The following is a 17,923-nucleotide window of genomic DNA, read 5'->3' on the forward strand; positions in this document are numbered from 1 at the left end:
TATGACAAAAAACCGACCTTCTGAACAATTCAATCAGCTCATGTATGAATGAATATCCGTATTTTAGCCGGTTTTATGCTCTGCAAATTAACGATTAAAAAAACTGAATGATCTTATCAGAATAAAAGTGGATAATTTCGGCTTTTTCTCACTATAAGCCAAGCAATATAATTGCTATCATGTTGGCCAATTTTCGTTAAAAATCGAGATATGTGTCCCAACTCTCCAGGGTCTGCGAACCCTGGCAATGATACAGAGTCATCATATTCTAAAAATTGAAGGATAAGCAGGTGAATATCCAAGCATTAATCAATGACAGAGTTACTCAGGCTCTGGAATCCGCAGGTGCCCCGGCTGGCAGCCCGGCCGCTGTCCGCCAGTCAGCGAAACCACAATTTGGCGACTATCAGGCAAATGGCGTCATGGGTGTCGCTAAAAAACTCGGTATGAACCCACGAGAGTTTGCCGGGAAAGTCTTAGATGCGCTTGACTTAGATGGCATCGCCAGTAAAACAGAAATTGCCGGTCCCGGATTTATTAATATTTTTCTGAGTGAATCGTTTCTTGCCGGGCAAGCCAGTCTTGCTCTGGCTGATGAGCGTCTTGGTATTGCACCTGAACCACAACAAACGATTGTTGCCGACTATTCCGCACCAAATGTGGCTAAAGAAATGCATGTTGGCCACCTCCGCTCAACCATCATTGGGGACGCAGTTGTCCGTACTCTGGAGTTTCTCGGCCATAAAGTTATCCGGGCCAACCACATCGGTGACTGGGGAACCCAGTTCGGTATGTTGATTGCGAATCTGGAAAGAATTCAGAATGATTCCGGTGAGATTTCAATGGAACTATCGGATCTGGAAACATTTTACCGTGAATCTAAAAAACTGTATGACGAAGATGAAGCATTTGCAGAAACAGCCAGAAATTACGTCGTTAAACTGCAGGGTGGTGACCCGTTCTGTACCGGAATGTGGAAAAAGCTGGTTGATGTCACCATGTCACAGAACCAGAAAAACTATGACCGTCTGAATGTATCTCTGACCCGTGACAATGTGATGGGTGAAAGTATGTATAACGACATGCTTCCTGAGATTGTTACTGACCTGAAAGAAAAAGGTATCGCACAGGAAGATGACGGCGCTCAGGTTGTATTCCTGAACGAATACAAAAATAAAGATGGCGAACCAATGGGCGTCATTATCCAGAAGCGGGATGGAGGTTTCCTTTATACAACGACGGATATTGCCTGCGCTAAATACCGCTATGAAACACTGGGAGCAGACCGGGTTCTTTACTTTATTGATTCACGCCAGCACCAGCATCTGATGCAGGCATGGACAATTGTTCGCAAAGCCCGTTACATTCCGGAAGAAGTTTCTTTAGAACATCATGCATTCGGTATGATGCTGGGTAAAGATGGCCGCCCATTTAAAACCCGTGCAGGCGGAACGGTTCGTTTGGCTGACTTACTGGATGAAGCCCAGGAACGTGCGACAAAACTCATCGAGAGCAAAAATCCACAGCTATCACCGAAAGAAAAGTCACATATTGCTTCAACGGTGGCAATGGCAGCGGTCAAATATGCGGATTTATCCAAAAACAGAACGACTGATTATATTTTTGACTGGGATAACATGCTGGCGTTTGAAGGAAATACAGCACCTTATATGCAGTACGCTTACACCCGGATCGCATCTATCTTCTCCAAGGCCGGCATCTCTATTGATGATTTGTCCGGGGACATTCATATTAGCGATGATCGGGAAAAAGCGATGGTTGCGCGGCTACTTCAGTTTGAAGAAGCTGTTCAGTCTGTCGCCCGTGAAGGCCAGCCACATATTCTGTGTAATTACCTGTTTGAACTGGCGGGTCAATTCTCCAGTTTTTACGAAGCCTGCCCGATTCTGACAGCAGATGATGACGTAACAAAACAGAGTCGCCTGAGGCTGTCTGCCCTGACAGCAAAAACGATCCAACAGGGATTAAACCTGTTGGGCATCAATACGCTGGAACGGATGTAAGCTTCACATCATCCGTCTCAAACGACCTGTCTTAAATAACTAATCCGGTATACACCGGATTAGTTATTTGTATCAGCACCAGCTCATCACATCAAAGATTAGGCCGCACCGCATATTTTCCGGAACCCAGGAAAAAAATAGAGATTGCCGCAAACAGATAAGTTCCGATATCTTCTGCAGCCCAGGCACCAAATTTATTCAGAGAGAACAAATCCCCCGTATGCAGCAGCCCGATAACAACCAGACAAGTGCCAATAATAAAAACAGAGGCAACCCGGGTATACAAACCTAAAATAATCAGTAATGGTGCAGCCACTTCTCCCAAATATACCCCATATGCCATGAACCCGGGCAGTCCGGCCTTGATAAACAATCCCTGAATGAATGCAGTTCCGGCAAAAATCTTATGAATACCATGAAGTAAAAACATCAGACTAAAACTAACCCGAAGTATGAGCTTACCTAACTCCGGGAAATCAAATCCCATTTCAACTTTATCAATGAGTGCTTTCATCATCTGTACCCTTATTGTTCGAATAATAACTGAGTATATAAATCTACAGACCGATGACTACGAGTGATATCAGACAGTCTCTGTCTAATTTTTTGAATACTTTTATTGTGTTTAATCAACAACCTTATCGGTTATTTACTGTAAGTCTATAAAAAGAAATTATCTTAAAACAAAGAAGACGAGCCCGGAAACCTGGCTCGTCTTCTTTCACTACGATTCAGAAAAACATTTAGATATTTCTGGCAACTTCATATGCATCCCAAATAGCATACATAATGTTTTGTACTTTTCTTGAATCCCCGATTAAATGTATATCAGGTATTTCATATTTAATTTGATCATAAAGATGGCGCTCAGAATCATAACCGATAGCCAGAATCACAGAATCAACCGGAACCAGTGTTTTTGTCTCCGAATCCTGATGATAAATCACGACACCATCATTTGTTTGTTCAGTGACTTTCGAACGGGTGAAAACCTGAACATTTTTATAATCAAGCAATTCAAGCAGCATATCACTATTGGCATGACATAACGGCCCGGCCAGCGAAAGCAATTCATCTTCCCGCTCGACAATGTAAACCTGCTTACCCTGATTTTTCAGCCATAAAGCCGTTTCGCAACCGACCAGTCCGCCACCAATGATCAATGTACTCTCACCAGCATTTTGATGGCCTAACAAGACATCAGTTGCAGTGTAAACCTGACTGGCTCCGGGAATATCAAACTTTTTAGCCTGTGAGCCAGTTGCAATAACGACGGTATCCGGTCTGATATCATTGAATGTATCCCGGGACACTGGCGTATTCAGGTGAATATTAACCTGATTATCCTGCAGTTCATTTCTGTACCAATCCAGTAATGCCAGATCATCCTCTTTAAAGTCAGGCACACCTCCGGCAAGCACCACACCACCCAGCTTGTCACCCGCTTCGTATAAATCAACCTGATGACCCCGTAAAGCCGCAACTCTGGCGGCCTCCATTCCCGCGACACCACCACCAACAATCACGACATGCTTTTTCTTCAGTGCCGGAGTCAGTGCATAATCCCGTTCTCTTCCGGCAGCAGGGTTGACCGCGCAGGAAATCATCGTATATTTTGCCAGCCTTCCCATACATCCTTCCTGACAGGAAAGGCAGGGACGAATTGTATCTGCCTGCCCGGCTCTGACTTTGTTAGGAATATCTGCATCAGCCAGTAAAGGTCTGCCCAGACCTATCATATCTGTTTTGCCTTCAGCAATCGCTCTGGATGCAAGTTCAGGGTCATCCATTCTGCCGGCAGTAATCACAGGAATATCAACCGCTTGTTTTAAAATTTCGTTGTACGGCAGATAAAGGCCTTTATCCTGATACATCGGTGGATGGCTCCAATACCAGGAATCATAAGATCCAACATCCCCATTTAATGCATCATACCCAGCAGCTTCAAGCAACTTCGCTGCTTCAATACCTTCTTCAATGTCACGACCTTTCTCGAGAAACTCTTCTCCGGGTAAACCACCTTTCAGCCAGTCTTTGATAAAACTTTTGATGCTGTAACGCAGCGTCACCGGGAAATCCTGACCGCACCGGACTTTAATTGCTTTCACAATATCAGTAGCAAAGCGTAAGCGTTTTTCTAACGAACCACCGTATGCATCAGTTCTGCGGTTAAAGAATTTAATTGCAAATTGATCCAATAAATACCCTTCATGGACTGCATGTATTTCAACGCCATCAAATCCTGCTTTCTGACAGATCTCCGCAGAATCAGCAAACTTACGGATATAAGTGCGGATTTCTTCGATTGTCAGTGCCCGGCAAGTCACATCAGGTAACCATCGATGCGGGATTTCAGAAGGACCGATCGCAGTTTTGACTAATCCAGGAATCCCAACCCGTCCAAACCCGGCTGACAGTTGCAAAAAGATCTTAGCATCATAGCTATGAACTCTTTCTGTCATCAGTCTTGCGGTTTTAATAAAGTTCACCGGATTTAATGTCGGACATGGCATCATCGGAAGTTCACAAGGCTCAATGTCATTTTCAACTTTAGTCACGCCGGGCATAATCAAGCCTGCACCACCCCGGGCGCGCTCGACATAAAATTCAACGCCCCTTTCATTAAAGCTGCCATCAGCATTGCAAAATCCCCCCGGTCCCATCGGGGCCAACATGTAACGATTTTTTATCTCAACTTTACCAATTTTTATCGGTTCAAAAAGATTCGGATAGTGTTTGCTTCTCATACAGCCCTCCAGGTCATTACTCTGCTCATGATTTAACCGAATGCATTCGGCCAAAAAGTAACACAGTTTCTGCACCTAAAATCAGACATACATCAAGAGAGTAAAAAATGAGAAAACAGTTGCAGGATATAATGAGACGGATCAACAACATCATCCGTATCATTTTCCGGAAATAAATAATTTAAAGCAGAAAAAGAGTCACCAGACGCTGCATATAGGCTTTCATATCCTGAAGCAAATCGTTCCGGCCATTTTGCATGCACCAGTTGAAAACAACACCCCGGGCACTCATAAATAAGAAGTCTGATATCTCATCAGAGCTTTGCTCAGAGGTTATCTCGTTGTTTGCTTGTCCTGTTTCCAGAATCGACCGGAGTACCTGCTGCATACCACGGTTCTTTTTTAAAAACCAAATGTTATCAGCATGATAAAGGACTTTCATCGTATCAATGCCAACCTGGAGATTATACTCTGCGTAGTGCTGAAAAAATTCGACAACCTGTTCAGAAGTTTTACCTGAGCAAATATCTGTTTTCACAACCTGCAAAAAGTAGCTGTCTGCATTTTCATAAATATGGGAAAGGATATCTTCTTTGGAACGAAAATGATGATAAAAAGCGCCCACTGAAACTTTAGCTGCTTTACTAATCTGGCTCACGGTTGTTGCATGATAGCCATTTTTTTGCATCAACATTAATCCAACATCATAGATGTGTTGTCTTGTTTTCTGCGCTTGTAGCTGGCGTTGGGTCAGTATTTTCTTTTTCAAGTGTCCTCCTGAACATAGAAACTTAACATCAGATAAGCTTTGAAATAGCATGACAGAATAGCAGATATCACAAATAAAAAGAGGGAGTTAATCGACTCCCTCTTTTTTATGACTGAGAAATATTAATTACCACATGCAGTACTGACGTCATCAAGCGAACCCCGATCCATACCGGAATTCGAGCTGAGCTCGGAAGGACATGCAACTTCTTTATATTTTAGCGCCGGGTTATCGGCAGCTTCAAACCAGTTAGCATACCATAAACAACCTTGCTGCATTTCTGTCAGGTTACGCGATCCAAAGACACTGTTACAGCGTTTAACCAGACAGCTCTTATACTCATCAAGAGATGCATTCCAGCCGATTTCCTGCTTACAGGCTGCAAGTAAACCACCATATTGAGAACCCAGCTCACTTGAGGAAATACCCCACTGCGCTGAACACGCATTAAATGCACCGACACCGCCGCCGGGCACCAACAGATCAAACTGACCACCACTGACATCGTATCCGATATTGACAGCCTGAACGATCATAGTTTTTCCTTTCAGTGCAGCAGAACCCGGATCACCAGAAGAGTTATGAGACTCTCCGGTAAACTGGAGCTGATAACACCGGCCACAGACATCACCACTTGATGTGGCGGCATACCCATACGATAAATCATCATTCACTTTAAACGGAATCATAGAAAAACACGTATAGGCGCTGCCACCACTACAGGCACTTTGCGTACTGAAATCCGTTAGTGGTGAGTTCGAAACAGAGCAACTTTGTAATGCATTCAAACCGGTTGGTACGTTTTCTTTCCAGCCACAATGCGGTTTGCAACAATCCCAGAATCGGGTTGCGTACCCACTACAACCAGTTTCAATTGGTTCATATTCTGTACTACCGGTGGTTCCACCGTTGTCGCCACCTGTGGTTCCACCATTGTCGCCACCAGTGGTTCCACCGTTGTCACCACCTGTAGTTCCACCATTGTCACCACCTGAGGTGCCACCGGTATCACCACCACCTTCAACTGAAAGTGATACAATTTCAGGAGTCACAACGCTACCAGATGCACTGGCACAAAAACCAAATGATACACTTGAGTCCGGAGAAATCGTTCCATTCCCCGATGGCGTCACTGTGGAGCCGTCCAGTGTACCATTCCACAAGTTATTCACTGTCGCGTCTTTCAAATCAAGTTCGACAACCCAACTTGTAATATTTGCATCTCCATTGTTTGTAACACTGACATTTGCACAATAACCACTTCCCCAGCTATTTTGCAAAGACAGAGTAGCCTCGCCAGCTCCGGAAGTCAGCGCGTATGCTGATCCTGCTATAACTGGAAGTGAGGCTAAGCCAACACAACCAACAAGACGTTTTAACTTTTTTTTCATAAAAAATGGCCTCGTTAAATTAGTAAAAATCCAACTTATTGAAATTATGGCAAAGTAAAAGGTGATAACATCCCGGTTACCAGAACTGACTCAAACCAGAAATAAGCACCAATGACGACTACAATTTCAATCCGAACGGATACTTTTATAAGCGTATTCAAACTAAATACGGCCTGAATGATTTTAGCTTTTATCAAATTAAAAAGAGAGACGTCACCTATATAATTGAGCCTTGATACCAAAATATATAATAATAAAACATACAACATGTCAGGATAAAAAAATTAATAACAAAACTGTCAATTTTAGTGTAATTATTTGGCATAAACATCCACAATATAAACACATCAAAACCAGATAAAAACCAGACAGTCAGATGACAGAACTATATGTTTTTCTTAACAGGAAATAAGTCAGTTAAAATTATAAAATAGAAAGCAGACACAATAGTCTGCTTTCTATTTTGTTCAGAGAAAAATTAAATATTGATTCATTTGGTAACGGATAATTTATATTGACCGGAACCTGAATAAGATTTCACAGAAAAATAATAATAACCCTTTTCTGCCTGATAAGAAATCTTCTCACTGGAACCTGAAGCTTCAGAAGCAGCAACCTGAGTCCATGAACTTTGGTTATCCCACTTCATAATTTTTAAATCAAAATCTGTGTTTGAAGGGCCTTCAAGCGTCAGTGTCATTGTTCCACCACTATATTCAAACCAATTACCATCCGGTTCAATGTTTTCACCTTTGTCAGATAAAGTACCGGTATACACAAGCGTGTCTGATGTTGGAGTCGTCGGCGTAGTTGGCGAAGTCACCTCTCCAGGGGTTATGGTAAAGGAAATCGTTTCAGCTGGTGATGATACATCGGTAATATTCAGGCCAGACTCACTTCCATTCCACCACAATGAATTCGTTCCCTTAGATGTCAGCGCATTTGGTAAGGCAGCGGTAAACTCACCATATTCGTGATATAAATCTTTGCTATCACCATAATTGCGGTTATTTTCCGGATCACGCAATCCATCAGCATGTTCCATCTGAATATACGGATGCCATTCATTTGAGTTATCGCCACTGGGGTCAACGTGCCATACTGCTAATCCCTGATCAGGCTGCTCTGTATTTTGTCCCGAACGATAAATTGCCTCGATATAAAAAGCTTCTTTAGAGTTAGCCGGATTGGTCCATTTATATACTGTATTTGATCCGGACCTGGCAGACAGACGCCCCTGAGGTGCATTCGTATTTACAGCAGGGTTCAGCTCAGTCACACTGTCCCACCCGGCAAGCGCACGCAATGGCGCAACAGGCGGCACCGGATGCAATTCACTGGTCTGGCTGACAGAGCCGTAACCCATGATACCAAAACTGGCAACCGAGCCCAGAGAGCTTCCGTCATAGTCATAAAGATCCGGCCAGCCAGCAATTAAGTGTCCTGATTCATGTGCAAAAGTACCAATGGCAAGACTGCTTCCCATATCTGAAATCTGATAAAGATTCGAACAAACACCATCAGCACAGAAGCGCGGACTTAACCCTCCCATATGAGGCCATAATCCTTTTGCCCAGGAACTGTCTGATTTGCCGGCATAGAAAAAATTCAGGCCTTTAATCAGTCCCTGACTGTCAGTAGATAAAGACGAAAAATCAAAACCCTGATCATTTTCAAGCCAGTTTAAAGCTTCATGAATCAACTCCTGAGACCTGACTGAGGACTCAAGGCTTGAATCTGCGTAGTAAGATTTCTTGTGTTTCGCCGTATAATAAGTTGTAACGACATTGGTGTAGTCAAGCTTGCCACCGGAGACCGAACGAAAATAGCCGCGAATCGACTGAAAATTGCCAAATTCATGATAACTTAAATCATTCAGAAACCGTTCAACCTGAGACTTGGTGATCGTCCCTGACTCATCAGGGAAATCAATAATCACAGTTAATCCTTTCAGCGAGCCGGTCACAGTTGATGATGAAGCAGTACCTATCAACGTATTTCCTAAAGGACTCTCCCCCTGAACTTTCATCATAGCCTGACGTCTTTTCTCAGCTATTTTCGCTTTTGCTGATGCAGTTAACCCCTGTTGATTCATGGTAGAAATCATCGACAGTTCATTGTCTGACTGAACCGCTAATTCTCCGGTTGATATCAGCTGACTTCCATCAGACGACACTTTGGCATAAGCCATTCCCTTAAGGTTATTATCATAAACAACCAGACGGCCTGATTTTGTTCTTTGTTCTGCAAAATAGTCATTCCCCTTCAATACAAGCGTAATTACATCGCCATTTGGCTGGGTAAACTGATAATTTTTACCATGATATGGAACTGCTGAAAAAGCGAGTTGACTTACTAAAGTTAAACCGAATAAGCCGAGTGTAATTTTATTTTTCATTTTAAATCCTTCACCTTTATAACAAACTGACGCAACAAATAATTTTCAGTTTGCGGTGATACTTTTAACCTAAAAAAGTCATACAATCAAATCATCTGGTTATTTAAATACGAATAATAAAACCCACCAGAAAATAAAGCTTTAACTTATGAATTAATTAAATTAAAAATCACTTTATCATTTTGATTAAATACTATTTATCCTCCTGTTTATTACAACACGATATACCCAAACAACCTGAAGATGCAGGTTTCAGTGAGATTTATCAGGCTCTGAGACAAGGCGCTGATTTGAAGACATAGTCATTCTACGTTGAAAATCAGTCACGCAGGACAGGCGTCAAACAACCTCGAAAGGCGTCATCATTCCTTCGGTTGTTTTCCTTGAACTGACCTGTTGATGAAGCCCTGAATCCTGCATCTTGAGGTCATTTGGGTATATAAATAAAGTGAACTAAAGACAGGTTTCTACCTGATAATATTCAATTTATTCACATATCTCTGAAGATTCATGTTGTATCACTGACAGTGAATAAAAAAAAGCAGCTGCTATTTGCATATTTGCAATAGCAGCTGCTTTTTTTATGATTAAGATTCAAAAATTATTCACATAATCACTGTCAGTGAAAGAGCCTGTTCCGGATTCATCCGGTATCTTATCTGGCTGGTCACTTCTGAGCCGGAAGAGAGTGTTTTCCGGGTATCCACTAACCGCGACACTACACCTTTCTTCATCCAGACACTCAGCATCGCATCAATACCATCTTCACTGAGATGAAAATGACGGGCCAGCTCCTTTTGAGTGACAGTGCCATGCTTTTCCAGATAACTTTTAAGCTCATGAAGAATCATACTAACTGAACCTCGAGTTGTTCTAAGACATTTCCCTTGTGTTTCAACCAGCGGTAAAGCATATATCCACCAGCAACAATCACAGTAATCCAGATACCACTTTGTACAGGATGCTCACCAAAATGTGCGGCCTGATTCAATAATGTCGCCAGACAATAAGCCAAACCAAACGTCCAGATCGCGATAAACTTCGTATACCGGGTACCAAATTCACGTACATAAGCGCCTAATGCTGCGACACAAGGGGTATAAAGCAGAATAAACACAAGATAAGAGAACGCGGCTGATTCACCATTAAAGTTCTGCTTCAGATTACCAAAGATTGATGTATCAACCCCCTGATCTTCTGCAACTGTTGCTGTATCAGATAAATCACCAACTTCAATCCCCAGAGGATCAGAATAACTTAATGAGCTCAGGTTATCCGGTATGGTCATCACCGCTTCTTTCAGACTGGCTGCCAGATCAAACTCGCCCTCATCATCACCGCCGGTTGAATATAAGCTGTTCAACGTTCCGACAACAGCTTCTTTTGCAAAAATACCGGTAATAATCCCGACCGTCGCTTCCCAGTTATGTTGCTCAACACCAATAGGTTTAAATACAGGGGTCACCCACTGAGAAACTTTCGATAAAACAGACACTTCACTATCTTCATTACCAAAACTTCCATCGGTACCGACAGAATTCAAAAAGCTCAGCATAGCCACAACTAACACGATAGTTTTACCGGCACCTAAAACAAACCTTTTCAGTTTCTGCCAGGTTTTAATCAAGACGTTTTGCAGTGTAGGAACTTCATAGTCAGGCATTTCCATCAACAAACTGTCACTGCTTCCGGGATAAATCGTATGGCGTAAAACAATTCCGGTAAATACGGCGACTAAAATACCAATCAGATAAAGGAGGAAAACAATATTTTGCCCTGATTCAGGAAAAAAGGCCGCTGCAAGTAAGGCGTAAACAGGCAGACGCGCACCGCACGACATAAATGGCACCATCGCAGCAGAAAGTCGTCTTTCTCTTTCCTGATCTAAAGTCCGGGTTGCCATGATCGATGGTACGTTACATCCAAAGCCCAAAACTAACGGAACAAATGCTTTGCCTGGCAAACCGATTTTCTGCATCACTTTGTCCAGTACAAAAGCAGCCCGGGACATGTAACCAGAGCTTTCAAGTACCGCAAGGAATAAATACAGGCAGGCAATTACAGGAATAAAGGTTGCGACAGTCTGAATACCACCACCAATACCATCCACAATGATCGTCGTCAGCCATACCGGAAGATGATTATCCAGTAATGCATGTCCGCCATCCACAAGTAATGCACCAACAGAGATATCGAAAAAGTCAATAAATGCACTACCAATGTTAATTGAGAACATAAACATCAGATACATCACAAAGAAGAAAAATGGAATACCAGCCCATTTATTCAAGACAACCTGGTCTGCTAACTCAGTAAACCTGCGTCCGAGTTTCCCCTGGCTTTTCCGGATTCTTTGACATTGGTTATGCAGGAAAGTATAACGCACGTCCGCAACATGCAAATAAACATCTAAAGAGCTCTGCTGACGTGTCGTGGTAACCTCACGCTGACTTTCTGTTGTAAGACGGTTCAGAACCAGACTGTCATCACCCAACGCTCTGATCGCCAGCGCTCTTGCAGATACTTCTTCATCTTCAAATAAAGGCGAAACAGAAGAAAGCATTGATTCGAATTCTTCACCATAATCAAGCGCCAGCTCGCGATGAGGAATGCCCTGAACCAAGGCTTTATGCATACTTTCTTTGAACTGTTTCACCTGAGATTTATTATGGGCAGACAACGCGTAAACAGGACAACCTAAAACTTTCTCTAACTCTGCGCTATCAATCGTTAATCTTTCTCTTTTCAGTGCATCCGTTTTGTTTAAAACGACAACCATCGGACGACCAAGCTCCCGAAGCTGTAATGTCATGTACAAACTTCGTTCAAGACAGGTCGCGTCAACCACATTAATAATCAAATCTGCCGGATGTGACAGAACTGATTTTGATGCAATAGACTCATCAATGCTGTGACTATCATTACCGCTGTCCAGCGCATAGATACCTGGTAAGTCTGTCAGCAAAAATTCATTTCCGGCATGAGAAAATTTACCGGTTTTCTTTTCAACGGTGACACCAGCCCAATTTCCCACTTGTTGTTTGGCACCAGTTAAACCATTGAATAGTGTTGTCTTCCCACTGTTTGGGTTACCTACGGTTAAAATTTTATATTTCATTCCACATCTCCGACTTCAATCGCAGAGGCGATCGTCTCCCTGACTGCAAGTAGCACTCCCCGGACTTCAACCTGTAAGGGATCTCCCAAAGGTGCCCGTCTGACTAACCGAATGGATGTTTCAGGTAATATTCCCATAACCATTAAACGTTTTCTGACAGATTCTGAAAGGTGGTGAAAAGTTTTCACCTGTGCGCTTTGCCCTGCTTCAAGTTGAGTTAGTTTCATTTTCAATACCTATTGAGAAGTATTATCGTTGTCGTTATCACTTACGTACAATACACCGAATTCCCTCACAATTCATGAGGTAAATCAAAAAATTTTTAGATTGGAATCAGGACCAGAGATGTGGACAGGTAAGACATGAAGTGTCAAATTCATGCTAGATACTTCAGTAAAATTCAATAAATCATCGTCTTAAAAAAGCAAAAACTGTTTAATTAAACAACAATAAAGTCAAAATAAAGTCATATGTTCACCAGAATTCTAAAAATAAGACTGACTGAAACAAGATGTAGTGTTATGCTTTCAAACGCTTATGCTAGTACAGTAGGGGGGATTGATAGCATTATTCTGCTGTACGGTATGAGTCCTACTATTTATTCTTTAGTCGAAAGAGATATTCCAAATAAACCTTCGTTTTAACAACCAGGTATATCTCATTGATGGCGAATTCCGCCCATGATATAGCCCTTGCGGCTATATCATGACCTTTTTTACGACACTCAGGCCGCCAATCAGCATATTAATTATTTAAGCAATTTGTAAACTGCTTAGTGATATGATTAATAAAACGGAAGTAACCGCCGGCACTGACTTCAATGTCCGTAGCCAGAGGATCTAATGTCCCTTTCTTTGCATCAGTTCCACGCGTCACTGAATTAATCACAGCCGGTAAAAACTGAGGCTCAGCAAAAATACAGATTCCAGGCTGCTGGCTCAAAACTTTTCTGATTTTTATCAGGGTTTTTGCCCCGGGTTTCCGATCAGGATTTACCGTAAAATGGCCGATATTATTTAAATGATAACGCTTTTCGAAGTATGCATATGCATCATGAAAAACATAATAAGGCTGCGCATGGACTGAGGATAATTCATTCCTTATCTGCGTATCCGTTTTATCCAGTTTTCTGATAAAATCAGACAAATTAGATTGATATTGCTCAGCATGTTCCGGATCCGCAACAGCCAAACGTTTCGTTATTTCAGTTGCAACATCACGAACGACATCAATCCCCAGCCAAAAATGTGGGTCAATGTTGCCATGATGGTGGTGTCCGTCATCATGATGGCCAGGCTCAAAATGTCTGAAATGAACATCAGGCAACTGACTAATCGTTAATACATTTGGATGACGACTCAATGATTTGGTAAGAAATGGCTCCAGCCCCTCTCCAAACCATATAATTAAATCAGCTTGCCTGATTCGCTTTACATCTGAAGGCCGTAGTGCATAATCATGCGGCGATGTATTTGCAGCAAGCAATACGTCCGGCTTACTGATACCTGCCATCAACTCATAGCAAATAAGCTGTATCGGCTTAACACTGGTCAGTACATTCATTGCGAAAGATGGTAAAGAAAATAATGCCGAAGCAGTAAAAAGTAGTATGAAACGGAAATACTTCATGACTTTTTCTCAGAGAGTAACTAATATTAATGTTATGTTACATTATAACATAACATCAAACAACCGGGTTATCTCATGTCCTCTCTTATAAAATTAGAAAATATCTGTGTTGAGTTCAACCGGAGGTTGGTTCTGGATCATGTCAGTCTCTCTGTAGACAGAGGAACAATCACAACTCTGATTGGCCCGAATGGTGCGGGGAAATCAACATTAGTGAAAGTATTACTCGGACTACAACCCATTCATTCCGGGAAAATCATCAAACCAGAACGCCTGAAAATCGGATATGTCCCGCAAAAACTACGTTTAAATGAGGCCTTGCCTCTGACAGTCATAAGATTTCTTAAACTTGCAGGACGCTTCAGTCAGCAGGAACAAATGAGCGCATTAAAATTAGTTGGTGCTGAACATTTAACCAACCACAACATGCATCAGTTATCTGGTGGCGAAAGTCAACGGATTTTACTGGCCCGGGCTTTATTACAACGACCCGATCTACTCGTTCTTGATGAACCGACACAAGGTGTTGATGTTCAGGGACAAATCGATCTCTATAATTTAATTCATTCTCTGAGACAACGATTTGAATGTGCCGTTTTCATGGTTTCCCATGATCTCCATTTAGTCATGGCTAAAACGGACCATGTTATTTGCCTGCAGCATCATATTTGTTGTCATGGTGCACCGGCTGAGATCACCCGCCATCCTAAATATATCGCTTTGTTTGGTCAGCCCACTGACGAAACTTTTGCATTTTATAACCATCAGCATCAACACTACCATGATCTGTCCGGATACCCGGTATCCGGAGAGGCAACAGAGTGTCACCATCACTCCCACGAGCATCATCACCATGATTGATCTATTAATTCCTTCAATTCTTGCCGGTCTTGGAATCGCGCTGATATCAGGACCCTTAGGCTCTTTTGTCGTCTGGCGTAAAATGGCTTATTTCGGTGATACTCTATCCCATGCATCCCTGATGGGTTTAGCGTTTGGTTTTTTGCTGGATATCAACCTGAACCTTGCACTGGTAGTTTGCTGTCTGATGATTGCAGCTGTACTTGTCACCATGCAAAAACAAAAAGTGATATCAACCGATACACTGCTGGGAATACTTGCCCATAGTTCATTGTCGATTGGTTTGATAGCTGTCAGCTTTCTGAATGATGTTCGTATTGACCTGATGAGCTATCTGTTCGGCGATTTACTGGCCATAGCCCCAGATGACTTGTATTTCATCTGGGGCGGTGTTGTCGTGATTGCGGCTATTTTATATTTCATCTGGCAACCACTTTTATCATCAACCGTCAATGAAGAACTCGCCGCAGTAGAAGGCACACCAACTGATTTGATGCGATTATTACTGATGTTGATGATCGGGCTGGTCATTGCGGTGGGAATGAAATTTGTTGGTGCATTGATAATGACATCTTTGCTCATCATTCCTTCAGCTGCTGCCAGAAAAATTTCCAAAACACCGGAACAAATGGCGATATTTGCTTCGTGTATTGGCTGTATCGCTGTCTTGTCCGGGTTATGGCTTTCATGGGAATTTGATACACCGGCAGGACCATCTGTTGTCGTCTCTGCAAGCTTTCTGTTTCTTCTGTTTAATTTCATAAAAACCGGTCAAAAAATCTGACAGAACCGCCCGGTTTACCAACGCAAAGAAAAACCCCGGACTTCCAGCCCGGGGTTTTTAAATCAAAGCATTGAAGAACAACTACCAACCCGTAACATCACGCAATGCCTGACCAATATTCGCCAGACTATTGACCGTTTTCACGCCGGCAGCTTCAAGAGCTGCGAATTTCTCATCTGCTGTACCTTTACCACCAGAAATGATTGCCCCTGCATGCCCCATCCGTTTTCCGGGAGGTGCAGTAACCCCGGCAATATAAGAAACAACCGGTTTTGTGACATGTTCTTTGATATATGCAGCAGCTTCTTCTTCAGCTGTCCCGCCAATCTCACCAATCATCACTATTGCTTCTGTTTCGGGATCATCTTCGAATAATTTCAGGATATCGATAAAATTAGAGCCCGGAATCGGATCACCACCAATACCAACACAACTTGACTGACCAAAACCTTCATCCGTCGTCTGTTTTACAGCTTCATAGGTTAAAGTTCCGGAACGGGAAACAATACCAACCTTCCCCTTCTGATGAATATGACCGGGCATAATGCCAATTTTACACTCATCCGGTGTGATCACTCCCGGACAGTTCGGGCCGATCATTGTGACACCCGCTTCATCCAGACGAACTTTGATATCCAGCAAATCCAGGGTCGGAATACCTTCAGTGATCGTCACAATCAGCTCAATCCCCGCATCAATCGCTTCTAAGATAGCATCTTTACAAAATGGTGCAGGAACATAAATGACCGTGGCCGTTGCTCCGGTCACTTCCACAGCCTCACGGACAGTATTAAAAACAGGTAATCCTAAGTGAGTTTGCCCCCCTTTGCCCGGCGATACGCCACCAACCAAACGGGTTCCATAGTCTAATGCCTGCTCGGAGTGGAAAGTCCCCTGTCCTCCGGTGAATCCCTGACAGATGACTTTTGTCTCTTTATTGATCAATATAGACATTATTTACCCTCCGCAGCAGCAACAACTTTTTCAGCCGCTTCTGTCAATGATGTTGCTGAAATGATGTTCAGACCACTTTCGTCTAATTTCTTCGCTCCCAGATCGGCATTGTTTCCTTCAAGACGAACAACAACAGGAACTGAAACACCCACTTCTTCAACAGCACCGATAACACCTTCAGCAATCAGATCACAACGAACAATGCCACCAAAGATATTCACCAACACGGCTTTGACATTGGTATCAGATAAGATGATCTTAAATGCCTCGGTTACGCGCTCTTTCGTTGCACCACCACCAACATCAAGGAAATTGGCCGGACTACCGCCGTGAAGGTTTACGATATCCATGGTTCCCATTGCCAGCCCGGCACCGTTCACCATACAACCAATGCTGCCGTCAAGGGCGACATAGTTCAACTCCCACTGAGCAGCATGAGCTTCCCTTTCATCTTCCTGTGAGGGATCATGCATCTCTCTCAGTTTTGGCTGACGATAAAGCGCATTGGAATCAATATTGATTTTTCCATCAAGACAGAGAAGATTATCGTCACCTGTAATCACCAGAGGGTTAATTTCCAGCAACGCAAGGTCGTAACGGCTGAACATGTCTCCCAAGCCCATGAAAATCTTGACGAACTGTTTAATCTGTTCACCTTTCAGGCCGAGTTTAAATGCCAGCTCCCGCCCCTGATAAGGCTGAGGGCCAACTAAAGGATCAATCGCTGCTTTATGAATCAGTTCCGGTGTTTCTTCGGCAACTTTTTCAATCTCCACGCCACCTTCAGTAGAGGCCATAAATACGATTCTGCGGGTTGAACGATCCACAACAGCGCCTAAATAGAGTTCATTGGCGATATCTGAAGCAGCTTCAACTAAAACTTTTGATACTGGCTGACCATTGGCGTCAGTCTGATAAGTGACTAAATTTTTTCCCAGCCATTTCTGGGCAAAATCACGAATACCATCTTTGGTATCATGGAGTTCAACCCCACCGGCTTTGCCTCGTCCACCTGCGTGGACCTGACATTTAATCACCCATTTAGAACCGCCAATCTTTCCTGCTGCTTCTGCCGCTTCCTGCGGTGTACCGCACGCATAACCATCAGGAACGGGCAAACCGAACTCAGCAAATAACTGCTTGGCTTGATATTCATGCAAATTCATTGTGCTATTCCATCTTATATTTGTATTCAGTCAATTTTAGCATTGTTTCATACTAACTGACATTTGTAGGGCACTTGTCTCA

General features: G+C 42.9%; 14 protein-coding genes. 3 read left to right on the forward strand and 11 right to left on the reverse strand.

What is annotated here, in order from left to right; all coding sequences use genetic code 11:
• Nucleotides 1–290: 290 nt before the first annotated feature.
• On the forward strand, nt 291–2,024 hold the full coding sequence (gene argS, locus OC443_RS14475) for an arginine--tRNA ligase (protein ID WP_073581385.1): 1,734 nt from the start codon (nt 291–293) through the stop codon (nt 2,022–2,024).
• Between the two features lie 91 nt (nt 2,025–2,115).
• On the opposite strand, the gene OC443_RS14480 is transcribed toward argS, so the two are convergent.
• From OC443_RS14480 to znuA, 9 genes are all read right to left on the reverse strand, one after another.
• Nucleotides 2,116–2,541 (reverse strand): DoxX family protein, encoded by a 426-nt coding sequence (locus OC443_RS14480; protein ID WP_234976350.1) that lies wholly within the window; start codon nt 2,539–2,541, stop codon nt 2,116–2,118.
• Nucleotides 2,542–2,767: 226 nt separating this feature from the next.
• Nucleotides 2,768–4,771 (reverse strand): oxidoreductase, encoded by a 2,004-nt coding sequence (locus OC443_RS14485; protein WP_073581381.1) that lies wholly within the window; start codon nt 4,769–4,771, stop codon nt 2,768–2,770.
• 181 nt (nt 4,772–4,952) lie between these two features.
• Nucleotides 4,953–5,540 (reverse strand): TetR/AcrR family transcriptional regulator, encoded by a 588-nt coding sequence (locus OC443_RS14490; protein ID WP_073581379.1) that lies wholly within the window; start codon nt 5,538–5,540, stop codon nt 4,953–4,955.
• A 122-nt stretch (nt 5,541–5,662) separates the two neighbouring features.
• Complete coding sequence (locus OC443_RS14495) at nt 5,663–6,931, reverse strand: cellulose binding domain-containing protein (RefSeq protein ID WP_073581377.1); 1,269 nt, start codon at nt 6,929–6,931, stop codon at nt 5,663–5,665.
• A gap of 490 nt (nt 6,932–7,421) precedes the next feature.
• A complete protein-coding gene (locus tag OC443_RS14500; RefSeq protein ID WP_073581375.1) occupies nt 7,422–9,329 on the reverse strand; it encodes a M6 family metalloprotease domain-containing protein in 1,908 nt (635 codons plus the stop codon).
• Between the two features lie 605 nt (nt 9,330–9,934).
• Nucleotides 9,935–10,180 (reverse strand): FeoC-like transcriptional regulator, encoded by a 246-nt coding sequence (locus OC443_RS14505; RefSeq protein WP_073581373.1) that lies wholly within the window; start codon nt 10,178–10,180, stop codon nt 9,935–9,937.
• Nucleotides 10,177–12,447 carry a Fe(2+) transporter permease subunit FeoB gene (gene feoB, locus OC443_RS14510; RefSeq protein ID WP_073581371.1) on the reverse strand — a complete coding sequence of 757 codons (2,271 nt, stop codon included), beginning with the start codon at nt 12,445–12,447 and terminating at the stop codon, nt 10,177–10,179. Before feoB ends, OC443_RS14505 begins: the two co-directional genes overlap by 4 nt.
• Nucleotides 12,444–12,674, reverse strand: coding sequence for a FeoA family protein (locus OC443_RS14515; RefSeq protein WP_073581369.1), 231 nt, complete (start codon nt 12,672–12,674; stop codon nt 12,444–12,446). Before OC443_RS14515 ends, feoB begins: the two co-directional genes overlap by 4 nt.
• A 517-nt stretch (nt 12,675–13,191) precedes the next feature.
• Nucleotides 13,192–14,076 carry a zinc ABC transporter substrate-binding protein ZnuA gene (gene znuA, locus OC443_RS14520; RefSeq protein WP_073581367.1) on the reverse strand — a complete coding sequence of 295 codons (885 nt, stop codon included), beginning with the start codon at nt 14,074–14,076 and terminating at the stop codon, nt 13,192–13,194.
• Nucleotides 14,077–14,151: 75 nt separating this feature from the next.
• Between znuA and znuC the strand changes: the two genes are divergently transcribed.
• On the forward strand, nt 14,152–14,937 hold the full coding sequence (gene znuC, locus OC443_RS14525) for a zinc ABC transporter ATP-binding protein ZnuC (RefSeq protein ID WP_073581365.1): 786 nt from the start codon (nt 14,152–14,154) through the stop codon (nt 14,935–14,937).
• Nucleotides 14,930–15,721, forward strand: a complete 792-nt coding sequence (gene znuB, locus OC443_RS14530; protein WP_073581363.1) for a zinc ABC transporter permease subunit ZnuB — start codon at nt 14,930–14,932, stop codon at nt 15,719–15,721. The genes znuC and znuB overlap by 8 nt, the downstream gene beginning before the upstream one ends.
• A gap of 81 nt (nt 15,722–15,802) precedes the next feature.
• Here the strand turns inward: znuB and sucD are convergent, their stop codons facing one another.
• Together sucD and sucC are read right to left on the reverse strand one after the other, a co-directional pair.
• The gene (sucD, locus tag OC443_RS14535) at nt 15,803–16,675 is read right to left on the reverse strand and encodes a succinate--CoA ligase subunit alpha (protein ID WP_073581361.1); all 873 of its coding nucleotides are present in this window, start codon (nt 16,673–16,675) and stop codon (nt 15,803–15,805) included.
• Nucleotides 16,675–17,841: an ADP-forming succinate--CoA ligase subunit beta gene (sucC, locus tag OC443_RS14540; protein ID WP_073581359.1), complete on the reverse strand. Its 1,167-nt coding sequence runs from the start codon at nt 17,839–17,841 to the stop codon at nt 16,675–16,677. Before sucC ends, sucD begins: the two co-directional genes overlap by 1 nt.
• Nucleotides 17,842–17,923 lie beyond the last annotated feature (82 nt).

It is taken from the genome of Vibrio quintilis (assembly GCF_024529975.1).
Taxonomy (GTDB): Bacteria; Pseudomonadota; Gammaproteobacteria; order Enterobacterales; family Vibrionaceae; genus Vibrio; species Vibrio quintilis.